This window comes from Eubacterium sp. Marseille-QA0814 (assembly GCF_965119675.1).
Taxonomy (GTDB): domain Bacteria; phylum Bacillota; class Clostridia; order Lachnospirales; family Lachnospiraceae; genus Eubacterium_G.
In genome coordinates this window covers 1222258-1243114 of the sequence record NZ_CBCPMG010000001.1, presented here as the reverse complement: position 1 = coordinate 1243114, position 20857 = coordinate 1222258, and the positions used below count along the sequence as shown (strand labels likewise).

The window sequence follows — 20857 nt, the reverse complement described above, 5'->3', positions numbered from 1 at the left end:
ATAAGCATGATCTTATTTATAATTGATTATTTGCTTAATCTTTCGTGGATGCTTGCAGCAGCCTGTTTTCCAGCTCCCATTGCAAGGATTACTGTAGCAGCACCTGTTACGGCATCACCACCGGCAAATACGTTGTCTCTTGTTGTTTCTAAAGTATCTTCATTAACAACTAAGCAACCCCATTTGTTTGCTTCCAAACCTTCTGTAGTAGTTCTAAGAAGTGGGTTTGGACTTGTACCTATTGACATGATAACTGTGTCAACATCAATATCGAAGTTACTTCCTTCAATGGCGAGAGGACGACGACGACCTGAAGCATCAGCTTCGCCAAGTTCCATCTTAACACATTCCATCTTACATACACGACCGTTTTCATCACCTTTAAGTTTTACAGGGTTATGTAATGTTTTAAAGATAATTCCTTCTTCTTCAGCATGTTCGATTTCTTCGTTACGTGCAGGAAGTTCTTCCATACCACGACGATATACAATGTATACATTTTCAGCACCAAGTCTAAGAGCTGTTCTTGCAGCGTCCATGGCAACATTACCACCACCAACTACAGCAACGTTTTTACTCTTAATTACAGGTGTATCATAATCATCTAAGTAAGCTTTCATAAGGTTAGCTCTTGTTAAATATTCATTTGCAGAATATACACCAACTAAAGCTTCACCTTCAATACCCATGAATGATGGAAGACCGGCACCTGAGCCAATAAATACTGCCTTAAATCCCATTTCCATAATTTCATCAACTGAAAGTACACGACCGATTACCATGTTAGTTTCAACCTTAACACCAAGTTTTGTAAGGTTATCAACTTCCTTCTGTACAATATCTTTAGGAAGTCTGAATTCCGGTATACCATAAACTAAAACACCACCGGCTTTGTGGAAAGCTTCAAAAATAGTAACTTCATAACCAAGTTTTGCAAGGTCGCCTGCACATGTAAGTCCGGCAGGACCTGCACCGATAACAGCTACTTTAATACCGTTTGATTCAGGTTTTACAGCGTCATCATTGCTGTGAGCCATATGGTAGTCAGCAACGAATCTTTCCAAACGACCAATGGCAACAGGTTCACCTTTAATACCACGGATACACTTTCCTTCACACTGATTTTCCTGTGGACAAACACGACCACATACAGCTGGAAGACCATTTGTACTTGTTATAATATTGTAAGCTTCGTCAAAATTACCTGCAGTAACCTGTGCGATAAATTCAGGAATTCTAACGCATACGGGACAACCACTCATACAAGGTTTATTCTTGCAGTTAATACATCTTGTTGCTTCTTCCATAGCCATTTCAGCAGTGTATCCTAAAGCAACCTCGTCAAAGTTTTTATTTCTTACATTAGGTTCCTGTGTAGGCATAGGTACCTTTGTTAAAGTCATATTAGGCATTATTTCGCACCTCCCATATCAGCTGCCTTGTACATACGGCAGTGTTCTTTATCGTGAGCTTCAAATTCTCTATAAGTAGAATTACGCTGCATTAATTCATCATAATCAACTTTGTGACCATCAAAATCAGGACCGTCAACGCAGGCAAACTTGATTTCGCCTCCAACAGTAACACGACAACCACCGCACATTCCTGTTCCGTCAATCATAATAGGGTTAAGTGAAACTAATGTCTTAATATTATATGGTTCTGTAACCTTTGAAACAAACTTCATCATAGGAATTGGTCCGATTGCAATAACTAAATCGTAGTTATTACCGGCATCGATTAATTCCTGTAATTTGTTAGTTACAAATCCTTTTTCTCCATAAGTTCCATCATCTGTAGTAATGAAAAGTCTGTTACATACAGCCTTGAATTCATCTTCTAAAATAACAATATCTTTGCTTCTAAAGCCGGCGATAACATCTACGTCAGCTCCCATGTTAAATAAAGCTTTTGCAGAAGGATAAGCAATGGCATTACCAACACCACCACCGATAACGCAAACTTTCTTTGCATCACCAAACTCTGTTGCTGCACCAAGTGGACCAACAAAATCTAAAATAGCATCGCCTTCCTGTAACTGTGATAAAAGCATTGTTGATTGACCAACAATCTGAAAAATAATAGATACAGTTCCTTTTTCTGCATCTGTATCAGCAATAGTAAGTGGAATACGCTCACCATGTTCATCAATTCTGAAAATAATGAACTGTCCGGCTTTAGCCTTTTTAGCTATAAAAGGAGCCTGAACATCTAAGCGTACAACGGTATCGTTTAATTGCTGTCTTTTGACAATCTTGTACATTTGTATTCCTCCCGATTTAATGTTCTTAAAAACTTAATCTCAAACTCATAAAAAGTCACTCTACAGTATATCATAGCGTTGTGATTATAGCAATTATAAAAAATATCAGTATAAACAAAAAATAGCAGAAAAAATACCCAAAGGAATATGAAAGTCTTTTAGTCTCCCCCACACTTAAAAACTTCAAATATTCCAGTGAGTATTTCATTAAAAGATTAAGATGTCCCCCAACATTTTAATCTTAATTGGATTGTTGTGCTTACTACACTAACAATCATATATATAATATGAAAAAAGCTTTACATTCCGGCATAATATCCAACCTATAAAATTATGCCAGGTATAAAAATTAGTCTCTTGAGATATACCATGCATAAATTCCTGCAGCAACAACGATAACAGCCATAACTGCAACGATAATACCTGTTTCCATAATATGTACCTCCTTATTTTTTTGTACCAAAATAAAACCTTACAAAAAGGCTGTACATATTACTTCTTACCATCCTTTTGGTGAATATAATTTAGAATTGTAGTCCTACTATATATAATTGCAGTATTAACCAGTATTAGAGAAAGTAATACCACAAAAAATTTGTAGCAGGGTGAAGTTAAAAGAACTGCAAAAATACCGCCAAATCCTGAAAAGGTATTGTTTGCATTGCGTAAACGTGCAAGTGAGGCTGAACTTCCTGACTCGCTTCTTGTAGATACTGTTGCAGGTAATGCATCTTTAATTACCTGAAAAGTATAAGAATCATCTTTGGAAGATGATGAGAATAATTCGCTGGTATTTGAAATACCGAAAGTAACCCATGAGAAAACGAGACTAATACAAATAAGATAACATATGAGATTTTTTCTATTGTATTGTTTCATATTACCCCGCCTCCCGATAAGTTTAAATAAATTACAACAAATATAACATTATAATCCAAAATAATCCATACTTTTATTTAAAAACTAATTTTTTAATGTAATTTAAAATAAACCTAATATTATATTGCGGGAATTATTTCAACGGAAATCTGGTCAAACTTATTTTCTAAATCTTTTGTAATGTGTTCCTGAATATTTTTAAAATCTTTAACTTTTATAATATCAGATTTACTTTTCACATATACTTCAATCCAGGTTTTTCGACCGGTCTGAGTAACGTCAAGAAAATCCAAACTATAATCATAAGTTTTAATGTCTTCTTTAACAACGATACGAATTTCATCCATAATTTTTTTCTCAGGTGAGAACAGAACAAGCTCTCTTAAAGTTTTAAAAATCTGAACAACAGGTTCTTTTAATAAAAACAGTGAAACCACAATGGCTACAGAAGAATCAATGTATGGAATTATGAATTTCAGTTCTGTATTTGCAAGCAATAGCTGGAATAAAAAAGCAACAGATATACCAAGTGTACTTACAACATCTACCTTCCATAAATATAATTCCGACTGAATCATAAGTGAAGAATAGCTTCTACTTAGATGCTTTAATAATAGAAGCATTAAAATACAGAAAAAGCAAAGAGTTGATTCATACATTAAAACACTGAAGGCGTCTACAGTATGCCCGCCGTTTAATAAAATCTTTACGTTTGAAACAATCATGTTAATAACCACAACTAATAGTACAGTATATTTTAAAAGTACAAGTAGAGATTCTATCTGTGAAAAGCCGTAAGGTTTGTTCTCAGAAACCGGCTTGTACAAAAATGGAACAAGAATGAACATTGGTAGCAGAAGCATTAAATCGAACAAGTCGAAAATGCCATCAGCTATAACGGTTTTTGAACCCAGTAAAACTGCGGCGATTACTTCTACTACAGTAAAAATAATTGTTCCTGTAAGTGATAGTTTCAAAATTTTGTTTTCCATTTTATATTTTTTATCATGCATGATAAGTTAAAATCCTTTCTTAATGAATAACTACTTTATATAAATAATTACGATTACACAAATAATTATGTTTATGTAAATTTAATTCATAAATATAATAAAGTCTGGTATAATACAAATGTCAACACATATAATTGTTATACTAAATTGCTAAAATAAAAGAAAATGTAATTATAATTTCATAAAAACATTGGTATTATACTAATGTTAGAGAGCAGTCATACAAAAGAGTGCCGGAAAATGTTATAAGAAGAATTTTTATTAAAACAACAAATATAGAAGCAAATTTGGAAAAGGATAAATATGAAGAGAAAGAAGACTTTTAACATTGGGGAAGTATCAAGACTTTTTAACGTAAGCGCTGATTCAATCAGATATTATGAAAAAATTGGAATTTTGGAACCAACCAGAAATCAGGAAAATAACTACAGAGTATATACTTTATCGGATATCCGCCAGCTTACTATGATAAGAGAACTGTTGGGACTTAGTTTTTCCACAGACAGAATTAAGGAATTTGATAAGAATCAAAATGTGGAAACAACCAAAATGCTTTTATCAGAGGAACTTAATATAGTAAATAAAAGTATTGTTGAGTTATTTGAAAAGAAGGTAAGTATTGAGGCGAGAATAAAATCGTTAGAAGAAAATATAAACCATACAGACTTAGGCAATATAAGGGTAAAAGAATTTGATGAACGCCATTGCGTAATGATAAGCGAGTCAAATCTTGACGATGATGATGTGGATTACTATCTTGTAAAATACATGCAGTCTCACAAAAACAAAGTTGACACAATTGGTGCCTGTGATTGCTACGTGTTAGATACGTCAAAAGTAAGTGATGATGGTAATTCCTTTGAAACTAAAGGCGTATTTTTTTATTCAGATACATTGCTTTACAATAGTAATTATTCTCTGCCGGCAGGAAAATATTTGTCAATATTTTATAAGGGACCTTCCACCAGAACAAAAATTGCTGTAGACAAATTAATAACTTTTGCAAAAGAGCATCACATGAAAATAGTAGGTGATCCTATAGAATTTTGTCATATTGATGACTATGAAACATCAATAGATGATGAATGTTTAACGGAAATTCAGCTTCCTATTAAATAAAGGTTTAAATAGAGTGTGAATTAAATAGGATTTATGTAAAAGTAAATTATACTGTGCGGTGGGCATGCGGACGAAAAGTTGGACTGTGTAATGCCTGATATGTTATGAGGTACACACAAGAACAAATATCGACAGCACTTGTATTGTTAAAAGCCACAGGATCACCTGATAAAGTAATCCAGATCTTAGGTTATCCATCTTCACCGATGCTTTATCATTGGCGTAAAAAATATCCTGAATATTACGATGTTCCAAATCAAAAACATTGGAGACAAGCTCCAACTGAATTGAAACATAATGTAATTAAACGTTGCCTTATTAAAGGCGAGCCTGTAAAATTAGTGGCAGAAGAAATCGGATACACACCTTCCTTGGTATATAAATGGATTAGGGAGTATCGGGAGAAGGGATGTTTTCAACCCATGAAAAAAACTACTGCCAACATTAATGTAAGTCCAAACGATATCACATCTGCAGAAGATATCAATGAGCTCAAAGCTCAGATGCTCGATATGCAGATGGAAATAGATATTCTTAAAGAAACAATCAATGTATTAAAAAAAGACCCCGGCATCGATCAGACAGCTCTCACAAATCGGGAGAAGGCAGTGATAATCGATGCCTTGAAAAATAAGTATTCACTGCTGAATCTTCTTAAAAAACTTAAACTTGCAAAAAGCAGCTATTATTATCAAGAAAAAACCATTTATGCAGAAGATAAATACTCTGATCTTCGCAAAAGAATCATACAACTGTTTCATGAAAATCGAGATATATTTGGTTATCGAAGAATTCATATGCTGCTTCATCGTGAAGGTATAAAAGTTTCTGAAAAAGTGGTTCGCCGTATTATGAAGCAGGAAAAACTAATTATCAGACGAAAACGCAGACAGAAATATAACTCCTATAAAGGTGAAATAACACCTGCGGTGGAGAATGTTATAGATAGAGATTTCCATGCTACAAAACCGAATCAGAAATGGCTTACTGATATCACAGAGTTTTCTATCAAAGCAGGGAAAGTATATCTTTCTCCGATAATTGACTGCCTCGATGGTATGCCGGTGAGTTGGACTATAGGCACTTCTCCAAACGCAGAACTTGCCAACACTATGTTAAGGAATGCTATTGCTACTCTTAAAACAAACGAAAAACCTATCGTACATTCTGACAGAGGATGCCATTATCGTTGGCCAGAATGGATACAGATAATGGAAGAAGCAAACCTTACACGATCCATGTCCAAGAAAGGTTGTTCGCCTGATAACTCTGCATGTGAGGGCTTCTTTGGTCATCTCAAAACAGAAATGTTCTATGGACATAACTGGGATGAATATAGCATTGAAGAATTTATCCAGGAGATAAATGGCTATATGCGTTGGTATTGCAAAGATAGAATTAAATCAACACTCGGAGGACTTAGTCCTCTAGATTATAGAAGGAGTATAGGCATAGCGGTCTAAAAAAATGTCCGCATGCCCGGTGGAGAGTGAAATTTAAAATTTTAATTTTGAAAATAGGGATTATATTTAAAATGCACTAGCATTTTTTTCGGCTAGATAGTATAATGTTTAGTGGTCTGCTAGGAAGCAGCGAAAGATAATTATTAACGAACAACACAAAGTAGGAGGAAACCAAATGGTTAGAGCGATTGTTGGTGCCAACTGGGGTGACGAAGGAAAAGGTAAGATTACAGATATGCTTGGAGAAAAGTCAGATATCATTGTTAGATTCCAGGGTGGTAGTAACGCAGGACACACTATAATAAATGAATATGGAAAGTTTGCATTACATTTACTTCCATCGGGAGTATTTTATCAGCATACAACATGTGTTATTGGAAACGGTGTAGCACTTAATATTCCATATCTTCAGAGGGAAATTGATGATATCGTTTCACAGGGAGTGCCAAAGCCACATATTTTAGTTTCAGATAGAGCACAGATTCTTATGCCATATCACATTGATTTTGATGCATACGAAGAAGAAAGACTTGGAGGAAAAGCTTTCGGCTCAACTAAGTCAGGTATCGCTCCTTTTTATTCAGATAAATATGCAAAGATTGGATTCCAGGTATCAGAATTATTTGACGAAGATACATTAAAAGAAAAAGTAGTAAGAATTGCAGAACAGAAGAATATTCTTCTTGAACACATGTATCACAAGCCACTTATCAATCCTGATGAATTATTAGAAACATTACATGAATACAGAGATATTGTAAAACCTTATGTAGCAGATGTTTCATTATTCTTAAACAACGCTATCAAAGAAGGAAAGACAATTCTTTTAGAAGGACAGCTTGGAACATTAAAGGATCCTGATTTTGGTATTTACCCAATGGTAACATCATCATCAACACTTGCATCTTATGGTGCAATTGGTGCAGGTATCCCATGTTATGAAATTAAAGATATTATTACAGTAGTAAAAGCTTACTCTTCAGCAGTAGGTGGTGGAGAATTCGTAAGTGAAATTTTTGGTGAAGAAGCAGACGAATTAAGACGTCGTGGTGGTGACGGTGGCGAATTCGGTGCCACAACAGGTCGTCCACGTAGAATGGGATGGTTTGACGCAGTAGCTTCAAGATACGGTGTAAGAATGCAGGGCGCAACAGAAGTAGCACTTACAGTTCTTGACGTATTAGGTTACTTAGATGAAATCCCAGTATGTGTAGGATACGAAATCGACGGAGAAGTAACAAAAGACTTCCCAGTAACGTCACAGTTAAAGAAAGCAAAACCAGTATACGAAACACTTCCAGGATGGAAAGAAGATATACGTGGAATAACAGAATATGACAAATTACCGGAAAACTGCCGTAAATATATTGAGTTCATCGAAAAAGAACTAGGAGTTCCAATCACAATGGTAAGTAACGGACCAGGCAGACATGAAATCATATACAGATAGGCATTGAGCCTCGCCAAATGAAAACACAGCCGAAAAATGTGCTTGCACAATTTTTCGGCTGTGTTTTTTATTTGATGTGGCGAAAGCCACTGACGAAATAGACCGTTAGGTCTATGAGTACAGAGGCTCAATGCCTATCTGTATAAGTTTATCAATCAAAGGCGAAAGCCACTGACGAAATAGACCGAAGGTCTATGAGTACAGAGGCTCAATGCCTATCTGTATAAGTTTATCAATCAAAGTCGAAAGCCACTGACGAAATAGACCGAAGGTCTATGAGTACAGAGGCTCAATGTCTATCTGTATAAGTTTATCAATCAAAGTCGAAAGCCACTGACGAAATAGACCGAAGGTCTATGAGTACAGAGGCTCAATGCCTGTGACTAGAAAACTTTAAAATTATAAAAATCGATTGAAACAATATTTTAACTATGCTATATTGTAATTACAAAAGAACGTTGTCACATAAAAACATTAGTACGGTATAGAAAAGGAGGTATGTTATTTAATGAAATATTTAAATTTTGCTAGTAAATACGACAGATTTCCTAAAACAAAAATCAAAGGATATGATAATTTTGCATATGAAGGCTGGGATAGAATACTAAAGGAAATAAACAAAGAGTTTGATAATAAGAAAATTTTAGTGGTAGATTGTTATCCTGGAACTAATGAAAAAGAATTGAAAGTAAATTTAATTGATAAACTATCTCCAAATACAGTTATATCAATGGAAGATATTTTTTTTGATAAGGATAAATTAAATGAACTTATGGAAAAAAATCTTACTGATGACAGAGTACGTGGAATTATGTATTATGGAACAATTAATGACTTTATTTCCGATGAAAAATTGCAGCAAGCTAAGAAAAAAATTGAGAATACACAAGGCAAAGTAGTAGTATATGGCTTTGGGGCATCTCTAGTAACTAAAGGCGATATATTAGTTTATTCAGATATGGCACGTTGGGAAATACAACTTCGTTATAGAAATGGAATGCCTAATTATAAACAGGACAATTATGATGAAGATGTACTAATAAAATATAAACGTGGATTTTTTATTGAATGGAGAATAGCAGACAAACACAAGGCTTCTTTATATGAAGATATTGATTTTTATTTAGATACAAATAAACAGGGGAATCCTAAAATGGTTATAGGCGAAGGCTTTAGAGAAGGACTTAAGCAAATGACAAAAAGGCCATTTAGACTTGTACCATATTTTGACCCCGGTGTTTGGGGTGGACAATGGATGAAGGAAGTATGTAATCTAGATAAAAATGAAAAAAATTATGCATGGAGTTTTGATGGTGTTCCTGAAGAGAATAGTATATATATGCAATATGGAGATGTGACAGTTGAATCACCTGCAATGAATTTGACATTGTATCAACCAAGGGAATTAATAGGAGAAAAGAATTTCGCAAGATTTGGTGCAGAATTTCCAATTCGATTTGATTTCCTTGACACAATGGAAGGCCAAAATTTAAGTTTGCAGGTTCATCCAGATACAGACTACATAAGAAATAAATTTGGAATGCCATATACTCAGGACGAGAGCTATTACATTTTAGATGCAAAAGAAGGGGCGGGGGTTTATCTTGGATTAAAAGAAAGTATTGATAAAGAACAAATGATTTCAGATTTGGAAGAGGCTCAACATGGGAATGTCAAATTTGATGTAGATAAGTATATTAATTTCTTCCCCGCAAAAAAACATGATCATTATTTAATACCAGCAGGAACTGTTCATTGCTCTGCAAACAACTGTATGGTACTTGAAGTAAGTGCCACGCCATATATATTTACTTTTAAATTATGGGATTGGGATAGAGTAGGTTTAGATGGCAAACCAAGACCAATTCATATTGAAGATGGTAAGAAAGTTATTAGATATGACAGAACAACAAAATGGGTGGAAGAAAATCTTGTAAATAATTTTAATGTTATAGAGGATAATGATGACTATAAAGAGGTAAAAACAGGTTTGCATGAACTTGAGTTTATTGAAACACATGTTATTTCAACCAGTAAGTCAGTTGAAATTAAATCAGACAAAGAAGTTACAATGTTGAATCTAGTTGATGGAAAGCAGGCAATTATTAAGAGTAGTAATGATTCTTTTGAACCATATAAAGTACATTATGCAGAAACAGTGATTGTTCCGGCAAATGCAGGCAGTTTTATAATTGAAGCTGTAGATAGTGAATTTATAAAGGTAATGAAAGCAAAGGTAAGGAACTAATATATTAATAAAATTTTGCACCAAATATAATAATTTAAAGTTTATTGTAGAGATAGCAAAAAAATGATAATACATCATATACAAAAAAAATGTAAAAATGTTATGTGTTTTTTTGATGCATATTTGTACAAAAATAACACTTTGGATAGAAAATTTTCAAATATGAGTAAAAAATGAAAAAAATATTTTTAGTTTGTTTTATTAAAAGAATATTATTATATCTAATCATAATGAAACGTTTTTATTACTTTAAAAACGTTTCGTTGTCAGAAGTGCCATATAAAATTATGAAAAACTTGTAAAAACTATTAAAAATATATAAAAAAATATTGACAAGAAAACAATATTATATTGTAATTACAAAAGAACATAATAAATAAAAATATGACAAAGGAGGCAAAAATGAATGGTATAGTTGTAGTTGGACATAATCATTTTGCAGAGGGAGTTGTATCAGCAGGAGAGATGATACTTGGACCTCAGGAACATGTAAAGTATGTTTGTTTGACAGAAGGTGTTGACGCATTTTCAAAGCAACTTAACGAAACACTTGATGAAGCTTTTGGAAAGTATGATTCAGTAGTTGTTTTAGCGGATGCTAAGGGTGGAACACCTTTTAACCAGTCATTAAGATATAAGCTGGAAAACGCAAAAGATAACATGTACATCGTAGCTGGTGTTAATCTTCCACTACTTATGGAATTAGCATTACGTTTAGGTGAAGACGATATTGAAAAAGTTTTGGATGACGTTATTGCTACAGGACAGAGCTCAATTGAACTTGAAAATGTTGAAGATGATGATGACGACGATGATGATATTGTATAAGGAAGGAGAAGTGTGATGAGTGTAACATTAATTAGAATTGATGACAGAGTTCTTCATGGACAGACAGTAACACGTTGGGTTGGTACAAGACCATGCAAAGGAATCTTAATTGTTGATAATGAGATTGCAAATGATCCATTTCAAACAAAGATTTTTAAAAATGCAGCCCCTACAGGAATTAAAGTAGGTGTTTTCGATGAAGAAGAAGGAGCTAAAAGAATTACAAAAGCAAATTCAGTTGCTAATGGATATTTTGTAATTGTAAAGTCTCCAAGAACTTTAGTTAATTTACTTGAAGCTGGTGTTGACTTAGGAAAGAAGGTCAATGTTGGACCTATGTCAGCAAGAGCAAACACAACAGTAGTCGGAAGAAACTGTGCTTTAACAGAAGATGAAGCAGAAGCTTTCGAAGAATTGACACAGAAGGGTATTGAAGTTGAATTTCAGCTAATCCCAGATGCGTCACCTACATTATGGAACTCAATTAAAGAGAAATTAAAATAAAAACAGGAGGACAAAAAAATGGATGTAGCTTTATTAGTAAAAGCATTGCTAATTGGAGTATTTTCATACTTAGGTGGTATTCATACTCCATGGTTAGCAGGTATCTCTGGTGGTTACTACACAGTAGGTAGACCATTAGTAGCAGGTTTAATATGCGGTATTATTATGGGCGATGTAACACAGGGTGTACTTCTTGGTGTTGCAGTACAGGCAGCTTTTATCGCAAATGTATCAACAGGTGGTTCAACAAACTCAGAAATCATCTACGCAGCATATGGCGGTATTGGATTAGGTTTAGTATCAGGAGCATCAACAGGTGTTACAGTTACTTTATCAGTATTATGTGGTTCATTAGGACTTATCCTTTACAACTTAATCATGGTTGTTAACTCAGTTTGGAACTCAAGAGCAACAGCTGCTGCAGCAAGGGGTGATGAAAAAGGAATGTTCAGAAACCATGTTATTGGAGCTCAGATTACAAACTTTGTTATCAGAGCAATCCCAGTTTCAATTGCTATTTACAGTGGTAAAGGGTTCGTTAACTTCGTAGTTAACAACGTACCAGATTGGATTCTTCACGCAATGGACGTTTTAGGTGGAATGTTACCTGCAATTGGTGTTGCATTACTTATGAACTTATTGATTAAAGAAAAGTCTTTCTTAATCTACTTCTTTGCAGGACTTATTTTCTACACATTTATTAGTAACTCAATGATTGCTTTAGCTGTAATAGCTGGCTTGATTGCAGTAATCGTTTACAAAGCATCAGGATCAAACGCTACAGTAGAAGCTGCAAGTTCAGATATTGATGATGACGAGGTGATATAAATGGCAAAATTAGATAAGAAAGATTTAAAAAAGGGTTTTTGGTCTTGGCAGTTTTGGGCTATGTCAACATTAAGCTATGAAAAATTAGAGGCTAATGGTTTTGCCCAAGGTATCGTACCTATCGCTAAGAAATTATATGGAAAAGGAACACAAGAATATGCTGATTGTTTAAGTAGACATTCAGTATTCTACAACACAGAACCACAGACAGGTTCAGTAGTAAATGGTATCGTTGCTTCACTTGAAGAAGAAAAAAGCGAAGGAGCAAATGTTCCAGATGAATTATTACATACAGTTAAAACATCACTTATGGGACCTATCGCAGGTATTGGAGATTCAATAGTTCAGGGTATTTTCATCCCAATCTTATTAAGTATTGCTATGTCAATCTCATCTGCAGGTAGTCCTGCCGGAGTTTTATTCTACATGGTTTTCTATTTAGGAATCATGCTTAGTGTAAACTACTGGTTATATATGAAAGGTTACAAGTTAGGACTTTCAGCTGCTGATATTTTAGTAGGTGAAAATTCACAGAGAGTTAAAGATGCAATCACTGTTTTAGGTACAATGGTTGTAGGTGGATGTTGTGCAAGTTTCGTAAGCGTAACTACACCACTTAAGTTTGCCAATAAGGCAGCTAAAACAACATTTAAGGTTCAGGATACATTTGATAGTTTCTTCCCAGGCCTTCTTGGATTAATCGTAGTTTTATTAAGCTACTATTTAATCAGCAAGAGAGGATGGAAGGCTAACAAAGTTCTTATCCTTCTCGTAATCGTATCAATTGTTTGTGCATTCGTAGGAATTTTATAATCAATTGTAGGTTACACATAACAAATTATCACATAACTTTTTGGGAAACACAGGGTAAAATCTGTGTTTCTCGAATATAGCGGAAAAATAAGTTATATTGGTAGTTATTATTTGTTTTTTTGAAAGGAATATTATATGAAGAAAATTATAATAACAGGTGGAAAAGGCTTTTTAGGATCTAGATTTGCAAAAATGTGGAACAATAAATATGAAATAAAAGCTTTAGGATCAAAAGATTTAGATGTAACAAATGAAGACGCAGTTATGAAGTACATTTTGGAAGAAAAACCAGATTATGTAATACATGCAGCAGGAATTCCAAATCAACAATTTTGTATTGATAATTCTGAAAAGGCAAGGGCAGTCAATGTAGATGGTGCATTATATGTAGCTAAAGCTTGTAAAAAAGTAGGAGCAAAAATGGTTTTTACTTCTACAGAGCAGTTGTTTGATGGAAGTGAAGAAGAAGGTCCCTACAAAGAAGTGGACACTGCCGTACCTAAGGCAGTATATGGAAAAAATAAATTAGAAGTTGAAGAAAAATTACCGGATATTCTTGACGAATATTGGGTTGTTCGTTTTACATGGCTTTTCGGATTGCCGGAAAGAGGTTGCACCATAGGTGTGAATATTTTATGGGATACTATAAAAGCAGCATACCTGAACCAACCAATCAAGGCAAGTAACTATGAATTCAGAGGAATGAGTGATGTAAACGAAATATGTATTAATTTAGAAAAGCTACTATCATTACCATATGGAACCTATAATTTTGGTTCAGTAAATAATGATAGCAGATATGAAATTGTTAGATTTATATTAGAAGAAATTGGTTTAGAAAAAAATAGAATTGAGGAGTTATTAATAGAAGATAATTCTAAATATTCAAAAGAAAGTATTAGAGAATTAAGGTTAGATACAACAAAATTACAAAGTGAAGGTATAGTATTTAGTCCTACAAAGGAAGCAATTCATAATTGTTTAAAAGAATTTGAAATTATACACTAAGTTGTAAGGTTAGGTTGTTACATGAAAGGAGAACATAGTGGATAGCAAGACAATTACAAGAGAAGAATTAGCAGGTTTATTTGATCACACATATTTGAAGGCATTTGCAACAAAAGATGATTTAAAAAAATTGTGCGATGAGGCAGAAGAAATGCAGACAGCAATGGTGGCAATTAATTCATCACCAGTGAAATGGTGTGCTGAATTTTTAAAAGATTCAAAAGTTCACGTTGGAGCAGCAATTTCATTTCCACTTGGACAGACAACATTGGAAGTTAAAGTTGCTGAAACCAAAAAAGCAATTGAAGATGGCGCAGATGAAATTGACTATGTGATCAACATAGGTGAATTAAAAAGTGGAAATTGGGATTATATTGAGGAAGAAATGAAGCAGATAGTTGATATCTGTAATGAAAATAATAAAATCTCAAAAGTCATTTTTGAAAATTGCTATTTAGAAAAAGAAGAAATAGTAAAGTTAGCAGAAATTGCTAAGAAGGTTAAGCCTACATTCGTGAAAACAAGTACAGGTTTTGGAACAAGTGGAGCAACTGTGGAAGATGTTAAACTTATGAAAGAACATGTAGGAGACGATGTACAGGTTAAAGCAGCAGGAGGAATAAGAGATTGGGCAACATGTGCTGCAATGATAGATGCAGGTGCAACACGTATTGGAACAAGCTCAGGAAAGAAGATATTGGAGGGTTATGATGAGACACATGTATCCGCTTAAATTAAAACCAGTTTACGATCGTAGAATCTGGGGAAATGACAAATTAGCGAAAATTAGAAATAATCCTGAATCACATGGTTCAAGTTGGGACATAAGTGCACACCCACATGCTGATAATACAGTATTAAATGGTGAGTACAAAGGAATGAAACTATCAGAAATGTTAGATACATATCCTGAAGAAATGTTAGGAGAAAAGAAAAGAAGTCAAATGCTTCGTTTATCTATTTTAGATACAGCAGCAACACTTTCTGTTCAGGTTCATCCAACAGATGATTATGCACATAAGTATGAGAATGATGAAGGAAAAACAGAGGCTTGGTATATTATTAAGGCTGAACCTAATTCAACACTTATTGCAGGAACAACAGCAAAGTCGGTTGATGAAATTAGACAAGCTGTTGAAAATGATACAGTAGAAGATATTTGTAAGAAACATGATATGGAAGAAGGAGACTTAATTTGCATTGACGCAGGACAGCTTCATGCAATGGGAGCAGGGATGATTGCTCTTGAAGTAAGTCAAAATAGTGATGTTACATACAGATTTTATGACTTTCACAGAAAAGATGATCAGGGAAATGAAAGAGAACTTCATGTAAAGAAATCACTTGATGTTGTAGATTGTACAAAACAATGTGAAAAGGAAGCTTTTCCATTAGATAAGAAATTCATTAACAAACCTGAAAAAGTTTTGGACATTGATGAATTTACAATGGAAATTCTTGATTTAGATGGCGAATATGTTTTGGAAACAGATAAGAAGAGATTTTTCTGTTTAACAAACGTTGAAAATGATATAACACTTGAGTGTGAAGGGGAAGTTATGGATTTTCCATTTACAGAAAGTATATTTATCCCAGCCCAATGTGAAAATGTAACACTTAAAGGAAAAGGAAGAATTATAATTAGTTACGTTAGATAGAAAATGGAGGTAGCATTGTGGATATTGAAGAGAGAGTTCAGAAAGCTACTGAGGCTCATATCGCCGGATATAATTGTGTTCAGTCTGTATTAATGGGATACGAAGATTTATTTGACTCAATGGAAGATATTATAACTGCTACAATGGGCATTGGCCGTGGAGTTGGACAAAGTTATGAAATTTGTGGAACGGTTCTAGGCGGTGCTATGGTTATTAGTAAAAAATTTGGTGGTTATAATGCAAACAGGGAACAGAAACATGATGTAGAACAAAAAATAAAGAAGTTTATTGATGAGTTTAGAGAAGATTATGGAGCTGTTACTTGTGGCGATTTGTTAGGAATTACAAATAGAGAAGTAGTAACACACAAGAGACCATGTAGAGAAATGGTTCAAGATGTTGTTAGAAGAGTTGACAAGTATGTAAATTAGAGAATTGCATTTTTGTGGAGCATAATTTATGGATATTAAGTTAATACCATCATTAGCATATGCTAATATGGAAAATCCAGGAAAAGAACAATCTTATGGTGAATTAATGAATGATTTGAGAAAATAATTGGTTGTGGATTGTTTTAATAAAGTTTTTATGTATTTAGAATGAAACAGTGCCTTTAACGGCACTGTTTCTATTTGCATTAATATAAATTATATGACAACATTTGTTATTTGTTAGATTCTTAGAATGACTTGGTTTTATGAGTAAAGATACTAAAATTATCTTTTGTTACCACGATTTTCTAAAAGCTTTGCTAACCACATCATAACATAAATAATCACTGGAATCACAACCATACAATAGGCTGAAGCTTTCCAAAGTGTACTATATCCCAACAATGCAAACACTAAAGTAAGTAATGCACATACAACGACGACAATAACACCAAGCAGTGCCATGATTCTTTTTAATTTTTCCATATTATGTACCTAACGAATCCTTTCTACTATAATATAAGCCTAAAAAGTAGAAGCTTATATTAAAATTATTTAACATAAAAGATTATAACAGACCAATAATATATTGCAATTATTGTTTTAAATAAGTATAATCTAATAAGTTGAATGTTTATCAGAGGATAAACTAAAATAATTACTTTTGGAGGAAAAAATGGCAGATAAGTATTTATTAGAAACATGGAGAGAAATAGCATACAATCAGGAACAGACTCAGCAGCAGTACAACGATTTCTGGAATGCATATTTTTTACAGGAAAAGGAAGTATATAAGGATATTCTTAAAAATTATGGCACAGTAGTTTCAGGCACAGTTGAAGAACTTGCAAAGAAGTACGACATGGAAGTTCTTACAATGGTAGGATTTTTAGATGGTATTAGTGAAAGCCTTAAAAAAGAAAATCCAATGGACCAGCTTACTGAAACAACAGAAGTTTCATTAGATTATGAACCTGAATTATTATATAAGAACATGGTAGCTGCTAAGGCACAGTGGTTATACGAATTAGAAGAATGGAACGATATCATTACACCTGAAAGACAGAAGGAATTATACAAGGAAGAAAAACGTTCAGGAACAATCGTTAAGGAAAAGAAGATTGGTAGAAATGATCCTTGTCCATGTGGTTCAGGAAAGAAATATAAATATTGTTGCGGAAGATAATATAAGATTATCATAAAAAAAGTACAAAATTTATATTAGACAATTATAAAAAATAAAAAAGATAATTTAATTTTGAACAGTATCTCAAAAGGATGGAGATAAAAGCCTTACTTATAGAGAATACGCAAATATCAAAATTAGATTATCTTTTTTAATATAGAAAAATTCTTTAAAGGTATTATTACACAAAAATATTCCGCTAGGGCTGCACACTTCTTTATTTATTATTTAATTAATTAATTAATTATTTATTTATTTATTGGCTGCAATAATTTGTTTGGCTTCGTGTTTTTTTGAATCAGAAAAACCAATGATAATGTTGGCTTCTGTTGCACGAATTGTATTTAAAAGTTCCAAAGCTTCGTCACTGGTTTTGTGTTTAAGTGTAGTTGTAATTCCATCAAAAGAAGTAAGTACAAGGGAAAATTCAGTGGCAGTCTTTTTAGAATTAAAAGCAAATTTCCCAACACGATAGCACCAGATTATATCGTTAAGTGGTATAACATAAATTCTTGGAACAGTTAAATCCACAAGATAGTTTTCTGTTATATACATGCTGTTAATTTGAATGTAATTGTCGCTGTTAAGTTCAATATTGGCATTTTTAATTAAGTAACGCTGCTCTTCTTTACTTTTAAAAGGGCAGACGTTGTAAGTATAAGGCTTTGCAAAATATAAGGCATAATTTATAAGCTTATATATAGAAGTAAGCAAAATAAAAATTAAAAGCCAAAATAAAATAATGTAGGGAACAATATTGTAGTCTGCATTACTAATGAAAAAGTCGTTATTTACATCATTCATTGAAGCTTCGTTCCAGTTTAAATCTTTAACTAACATAGAGAGCATCTTTTTGTAGGTTCTGTTAGGTTTTGTGACTTTTCCCTTAAAAGAATAGTTGCTTAAAGTTTCTTTTGGAGTTGAGTCAACCGGCAGAAGCACAAAAAGACTTTTATTGTCTTTTATTGTGTAGTAGTAACCATATTTTCTGTGGCCGATTTTTTCAAAGGTGTAGCCGGTGTAATGTAAATCAGATGTGGTTACATTAATGTATTTGTTTTTTGAAGTTACTGTGTTAATGTTATTTATTTCTGTTGGATGAAAAACAGATATAAATGGACAATTTAAAAAAATGATAATGCATGCAATTAAAAGTATAAGATATTTTTCAAACTGCATTTTTGACGATATTTTAATTTTATTATATATACTAACTGGCATTGAAATTCTCCTATTGTTAATTAAAGAAAATAGAAACATAAATAGTATTCCTAATTCTTTAAATAGTATAAATGAGCAGGTGGCATTAATCAAGGTTGCGTTTAGCAGAGATTGTTGGTAAAATCACTATGTTATAAAGATAAAATATAAAGAAATCGGAGAGAATAAAATGGAAGCATACGGTGGATTCGCACTGGTGTATGATGAATTTATGGACAATGTAGATTATCATCAATGGTGTGATTATGCAGCAAAGTTATTAACAAAATACGGTGCAAAAGACGGTACTTTGGTTGAAATTGGTTGTGGTACAGGAACGGGCACAATGCTGCTTCACGAAAAAGGTTACAATATGATAGGAATAGATCTTTCCCAGGAAATGCTTGAAATTGCTGAAAGCAAAAAGGAAGAGGAAGACATAGTGTACGTTTTACAGGATGCAACTAATCTTCAACTTCCATATGCAGTGCCTGCAATGGTTAGCATTGGTGATTCCATGAACTATATTACAGATTATGGTGATTTTACTAAGGTTTTTGAGAGAGTTAATGAATATTTAGAGGACGACGGAGTGTTTGTTTTTGATTTAAAAACAAAGAAGTATTTTTCTGATATTGGAGAGAAAACCATAGCTGAAGATAGGGAAGATGGCAGTTTTATTTGGGAAAATTATTTTGATGAAGAAACAAACATTAATGAATATTATTTGTCAGTATTTGTTAGGGCTGAAGATGGCAGATATGATAAATATGAAGAGGAACATTTTCAAAGAGGGTATACTTTAAATGAAGTAAAAAAAGCAGTTGAAAAGTCAGGGCTTAAGTTAGAAAAAATATATGAAGCTTTTACTGATAATGAAGGTACTGAAGAAAATGACAGAGTGTACGTGGTAGTTAGAAAAAGTAATGCTAAATAAAGAAAGGAACAATAAAATGGATTATATAGTTAGAGCGGTAGCAGCAGATAAACAGATTAGAGCATTTGCCATTACATCAAGAGAAATGGTTGAAACAGCAAGACAGCATCACAATACAAGTCCCGTTGCAACAGCAGCACTTGGCAGATTATTAACAGGTGGTGCAATGATGGGTGTAATGATGAAGGGCGAAAAGGATATGCTTACTTTAATGATGAAGGGTGACGGCCCAATTAACGGAGTGACAGTTACTGCTGATTCAAAAGGAAATGTAAAAGGCTATGTAGGAAATCCTAATGTACTTATTCCTGCAAATTACGCAGGAAAGCTTGATGTAGGTGCGGCTATTGGATACGGAACACTTACAGTAATTAAAGACATGGGTTTAAAAGAACCATACGTTAGCCAGGTGCCTTTAGGCACAAGTGAAGTAGCAGAAGATTTAACATATTATTTTGCGTCATCAGAACAGGTTCCTTCTGCTGTAGGATTAGGTGTTTTAATGTCAAAGGATAATACGGTAAAACAGGCAGGTGGATTTATTGTCCAGCTTATGCCATTTGCTGATGAAGAAGTAATAAATAAATTAGAAGAAAGAGTAAACAACATTAGTTCAGTAACAGAAATGCTTGAAAAAGGAATGACACCTGAGGATATTTTAAAAGAAGTAATGGGTGACATGGATGTTGAATTTACAGATAAAATTGAGACAGGTTTTGTTTGTAACTGCAGTAAGGAAAAAATTGCAAAAGCTTTAGCAAGTATTAGCAAAAAGGATATGGACGAAATTATTAATGACGGTAAGGAAATTGAAGTTAAATGTGATTTCTGCAACACAACATACAAGTTTAGTGTTGAAGAATTACAGACTTTGAGAAAACAGTTCAGATAATTTAGGTGACTAAATACAGTTTAGGTAATTTATGTGATTCAATAGTTTGGGTGATAGGGGGGAGATAGTAAAATAAAATTCTACCGTGAAATTTAGAGAGTTAATTTCAAATTTTCAGATTGGATTTGCAACAAAAT

General features: G+C 33.4%; 21 protein-coding genes. 15 read left to right on the top strand and 6 right to left on the bottom strand.

The window, feature by feature from the left end:
• Window positions 1–26: 26 nt before the first annotated feature.
• From gltA to ACQY63_RS05830, 4 genes are all read right to left on the bottom strand, one after another.
• Entirely contained in the window at window positions 27–1412 is a 1386-nt protein-coding gene (gene gltA / locus ACQY63_RS05845) for an NADPH-dependent glutamate synthase (RefSeq protein WP_022165897.1), read from the bottom strand.
• Window positions 1412–2263 carry a sulfide/dihydroorotate dehydrogenase-like FAD/NAD-binding protein gene (locus ACQY63_RS05840; RefSeq protein WP_022165896.1) on the bottom strand — a complete coding sequence of 284 codons (852 nt, stop codon included), beginning with the start codon at window positions 2261–2263 and terminating at the stop codon, window positions 1412–1414. Before ACQY63_RS05840 ends, gltA begins: the two co-directional genes overlap by 1 nt.
• A 492-nt stretch (window positions 2264–2755) precedes the next feature.
• Window positions 2756–3142 carry a hypothetical protein gene (locus ACQY63_RS05835; RefSeq protein ID WP_022165895.1) on the bottom strand — a complete coding sequence of 129 codons (387 nt, stop codon included), beginning with the start codon at window positions 3140–3142 and terminating at the stop codon, window positions 2756–2758.
• Window positions 3143–3261: 119 nt separating this feature from the next.
• Complete coding sequence (locus tag ACQY63_RS05830; protein ID WP_022165894.1) at window positions 3262–4155, bottom strand: cation transporter; 894 nt, start codon at window positions 4153–4155, stop codon at window positions 3262–3264.
• Window positions 4156–4458: 303 nt separating this feature from the next.
• Here ACQY63_RS05830 and ACQY63_RS05825 point away from each other — a divergent pair, with 303 nt between their 5' ends.
• The 12 genes from ACQY63_RS05825 (at window position 4459) to ACQY63_RS05770 (ending at window position 16505) form a co-directional block, all read left to right on the top strand.
• A complete protein-coding gene (locus ACQY63_RS05825; protein WP_022165893.1) occupies window positions 4459–5274 on the top strand; it encodes a MerR family transcriptional regulator in 816 nt (271 codons plus the stop codon).
• A gap of 104 nt (window positions 5275–5378) precedes the next feature.
• On the top strand, window positions 5379–6737 hold the full coding sequence (locus tag ACQY63_RS05820) for an IS3 family transposase (RefSeq protein WP_412622787.1): 1359 nt from the start codon (window positions 5379–5381) through the stop codon (window positions 6735–6737).
• A 175-nt stretch (window positions 6738–6912) separates the two neighbouring features.
• Window positions 6913–8187, top strand: a complete 1275-nt coding sequence (locus ACQY63_RS05815) for an adenylosuccinate synthase (RefSeq protein WP_428244866.1) — start codon at window positions 6913–6915, stop codon at window positions 8185–8187.
• A 508-nt stretch (window positions 8188–8695) separates the two neighbouring features.
• On the top strand, window positions 8696–10435 hold the full coding sequence (locus tag ACQY63_RS05810) for a class I mannose-6-phosphate isomerase (protein ID WP_022165660.1): 1740 nt from the start codon (window positions 8696–8698) through the stop codon (window positions 10433–10435).
• Between the two features lie 402 nt (window positions 10436–10837).
• Entirely contained in the window at window positions 10838–11263 is a 426-nt protein-coding gene (locus ACQY63_RS05805; protein WP_022165658.1) for a PTS sugar transporter subunit IIA, read from the top strand.
• Window positions 11264–11278: 15 nt separating this feature from the next.
• Window positions 11279–11767 carry a PTS system mannose/fructose/N-acetylgalactosamine-transporter subunit IIB gene (locus tag ACQY63_RS05800; RefSeq protein ID WP_022165657.1) on the top strand — a complete coding sequence of 163 codons (489 nt, stop codon included), beginning with the start codon at window positions 11279–11281 and terminating at the stop codon, window positions 11765–11767.
• Between the two features lie 18 nt (window positions 11768–11785).
• Window positions 11786–12595 carry a PTS mannose/fructose/sorbose/N-acetylgalactosamine transporter subunit IIC gene (locus tag ACQY63_RS05795; RefSeq protein WP_022165656.1) on the top strand — a complete coding sequence of 270 codons (810 nt, stop codon included), beginning with the start codon at window positions 11786–11788 and terminating at the stop codon, window positions 12593–12595.
• A complete protein-coding gene (locus ACQY63_RS05790) occupies window positions 12596–13408 on the top strand; it encodes a PTS system mannose/fructose/sorbose family transporter subunit IID (protein ID WP_302690213.1) in 813 nt (270 codons plus the stop codon).
• A 135-nt stretch (window positions 13409–13543) separates the two neighbouring features.
• Complete coding sequence (locus ACQY63_RS05785; RefSeq protein WP_428244865.1) at window positions 13544–14416, top strand: SDR family oxidoreductase; 873 nt, start codon at window positions 13544–13546, stop codon at window positions 14414–14416.
• A gap of 52 nt (window positions 14417–14468) precedes the next feature.
• Complete coding sequence (deoC, locus tag ACQY63_RS05780) at window positions 14469–15149, top strand: deoxyribose-phosphate aldolase (protein WP_368074882.1); 681 nt, start codon at window positions 14469–14471, stop codon at window positions 15147–15149.
• Window positions 15124–16074, top strand: coding sequence for a type I phosphomannose isomerase catalytic subunit (locus ACQY63_RS05775; protein WP_412334231.1), 951 nt, complete (start codon window positions 15124–15126; stop codon window positions 16072–16074). The genes deoC and ACQY63_RS05775 overlap by 26 nt, the downstream gene beginning before the upstream one ends.
• 17 nt (window positions 16075–16091) lie before the next feature.
• Window positions 16092–16505 (top strand): C-GCAxxG-C-C family protein, encoded by a 414-nt coding sequence (locus ACQY63_RS05770; RefSeq protein WP_022165652.1) that lies wholly within the window; start codon window positions 16092–16094, stop codon window positions 16503–16505.
• A gap of 285 nt (window positions 16506–16790) precedes the next feature.
• Here ACQY63_RS05770 and ACQY63_RS05765 read toward each other — a convergent pair whose 3' ends face one another.
• Entirely contained in the window at window positions 16791–16991 is a 201-nt protein-coding gene (locus tag ACQY63_RS05765) for a hypothetical protein (protein WP_022165650.1), read from the bottom strand.
• Window positions 16992–17181: 190 nt separating this feature from the next.
• On the opposite strand from ACQY63_RS05765, the gene ACQY63_RS05760 reads away from it, so the two are divergent.
• Complete coding sequence (locus tag ACQY63_RS05760; RefSeq protein ID WP_022165649.1) at window positions 17182–17691, top strand: SEC-C metal-binding domain-containing protein; 510 nt, start codon at window positions 17182–17184, stop codon at window positions 17689–17691.
• A gap of 252 nt (window positions 17692–17943) precedes the next feature.
• On the opposite strand, the gene ACQY63_RS05755 is transcribed toward ACQY63_RS05760, so the two are convergent.
• Entirely contained in the window at window positions 17944–18912 is a 969-nt protein-coding gene (locus ACQY63_RS05755; protein WP_428244864.1) for a hypothetical protein, read from the bottom strand.
• Window positions 18913–19081: 169 nt separating this feature from the next.
• Between ACQY63_RS05755 and ACQY63_RS05750 the strand changes: the two genes are divergently transcribed.
• Window positions 19082–19828 carry a class I SAM-dependent DNA methyltransferase gene (locus tag ACQY63_RS05750; RefSeq protein ID WP_022165647.1) on the top strand — a complete coding sequence of 249 codons (747 nt, stop codon included), beginning with the start codon at window positions 19082–19084 and terminating at the stop codon, window positions 19826–19828.
• A 16-nt stretch (window positions 19829–19844) separates the two neighbouring features.
• Complete coding sequence (gene hslO, locus ACQY63_RS05745) at window positions 19845–20720, top strand: Hsp33 family molecular chaperone HslO (RefSeq protein WP_022165646.1); 876 nt, start codon at window positions 19845–19847, stop codon at window positions 20718–20720.
• Window positions 20721–20857: the final 137 nt, after the last annotated feature.

Excerpts from the sequence above, each read along its gene's own strand:
- ACQY63_RS05830 (WP_022165894.1), bottom strand. The coding sequence starts at position 4,155 with ATGCATGATAAAAAATATAAAATGGAAAACAAAATTTTGAAACTATCA.
- ACQY63_RS05840 (WP_022165896.1), bottom strand. The coding sequence starts at position 2,263 with ATGTACAAGATTGTCAAAAGACAGCAATTAAACGATACCGTTGTACGC.
- ACQY63_RS05820 (WP_412622787.1), top strand. The coding sequence starts at position 5,379 with ATGAGGTACACACAAGAACAAATATCGACAGCACTTGTATTGTTAAAA.
- ACQY63_RS05750 (WP_022165647.1), top strand. The coding sequence starts at position 19,082 with ATGGAAGCATACGGTGGATTCGCACTGGTGTATGATGAATTTATGGAC.
- ACQY63_RS05755 (WP_428244864.1), bottom strand. The coding sequence starts at position 18,912 with ATGCCAGTTAGTATATATAATAAAATTAAAATATCGTCAAAAATGCAG.
- ACQY63_RS05765 (WP_022165650.1), bottom strand. The coding sequence starts at position 16,991 with ATGGAAAAATTAAAAAGAATCATGGCACTGCTTGGTGTTATTGTCGTC.
- ACQY63_RS05825 (WP_022165893.1), top strand. The coding sequence starts at position 4,459 with ATGAAGAGAAAGAAGACTTTTAACATTGGGGAAGTATCAAGACTTTTT.
- ACQY63_RS05810 (WP_022165660.1), top strand. The coding sequence starts at position 8,696 with ATGAAATATTTAAATTTTGCTAGTAAATACGACAGATTTCCTAAAACA.
- ACQY63_RS05790 (WP_302690213.1), top strand. The coding sequence starts at position 12,596 with ATGGCAAAATTAGATAAGAAAGATTTAAAAAAGGGTTTTTGGTCTTGG.
- hslO (WP_022165646.1), top strand. The coding sequence starts at position 19,845 with ATGGATTATATAGTTAGAGCGGTAGCAGCAGATAAACAGATTAGAGCA.
- ACQY63_RS05785 (WP_428244865.1), top strand. The coding sequence starts at position 13,544 with ATGAAGAAAATTATAATAACAGGTGGAAAAGGCTTTTTAGGATCTAGA.
- ACQY63_RS05775 (WP_412334231.1), top strand. The coding sequence starts at position 15,124 with ATGATGAGACACATGTATCCGCTTAAATTAAAACCAGTTTACGATCGT.
- ACQY63_RS05805 (WP_022165658.1), top strand. The coding sequence starts at position 10,838 with ATGAATGGTATAGTTGTAGTTGGACATAATCATTTTGCAGAGGGAGTT.
- ACQY63_RS05800 (WP_022165657.1), top strand. The coding sequence starts at position 11,279 with ATGAGTGTAACATTAATTAGAATTGATGACAGAGTTCTTCATGGACAG.
- ACQY63_RS05795 (WP_022165656.1), top strand. The coding sequence starts at position 11,786 with ATGGATGTAGCTTTATTAGTAAAAGCATTGCTAATTGGAGTATTTTCA.
- ACQY63_RS05815 (WP_428244866.1), top strand. The coding sequence starts at position 6,913 with ATGGTTAGAGCGATTGTTGGTGCCAACTGGGGTGACGAAGGAAAAGGT.
- ACQY63_RS05835 (WP_022165895.1), bottom strand. The coding sequence starts at position 3,142 with ATGAAACAATACAATAGAAAAAATCTCATATGTTATCTTATTTGTATT.
- gltA (WP_022165897.1), bottom strand. The coding sequence starts at position 1,412 with ATGCCTAATATGACTTTAACAAAGGTACCTATGCCTACACAGGAACCT.
- ACQY63_RS05760 (WP_022165649.1), top strand. The coding sequence starts at position 17,182 with ATGGCAGATAAGTATTTATTAGAAACATGGAGAGAAATAGCATACAAT.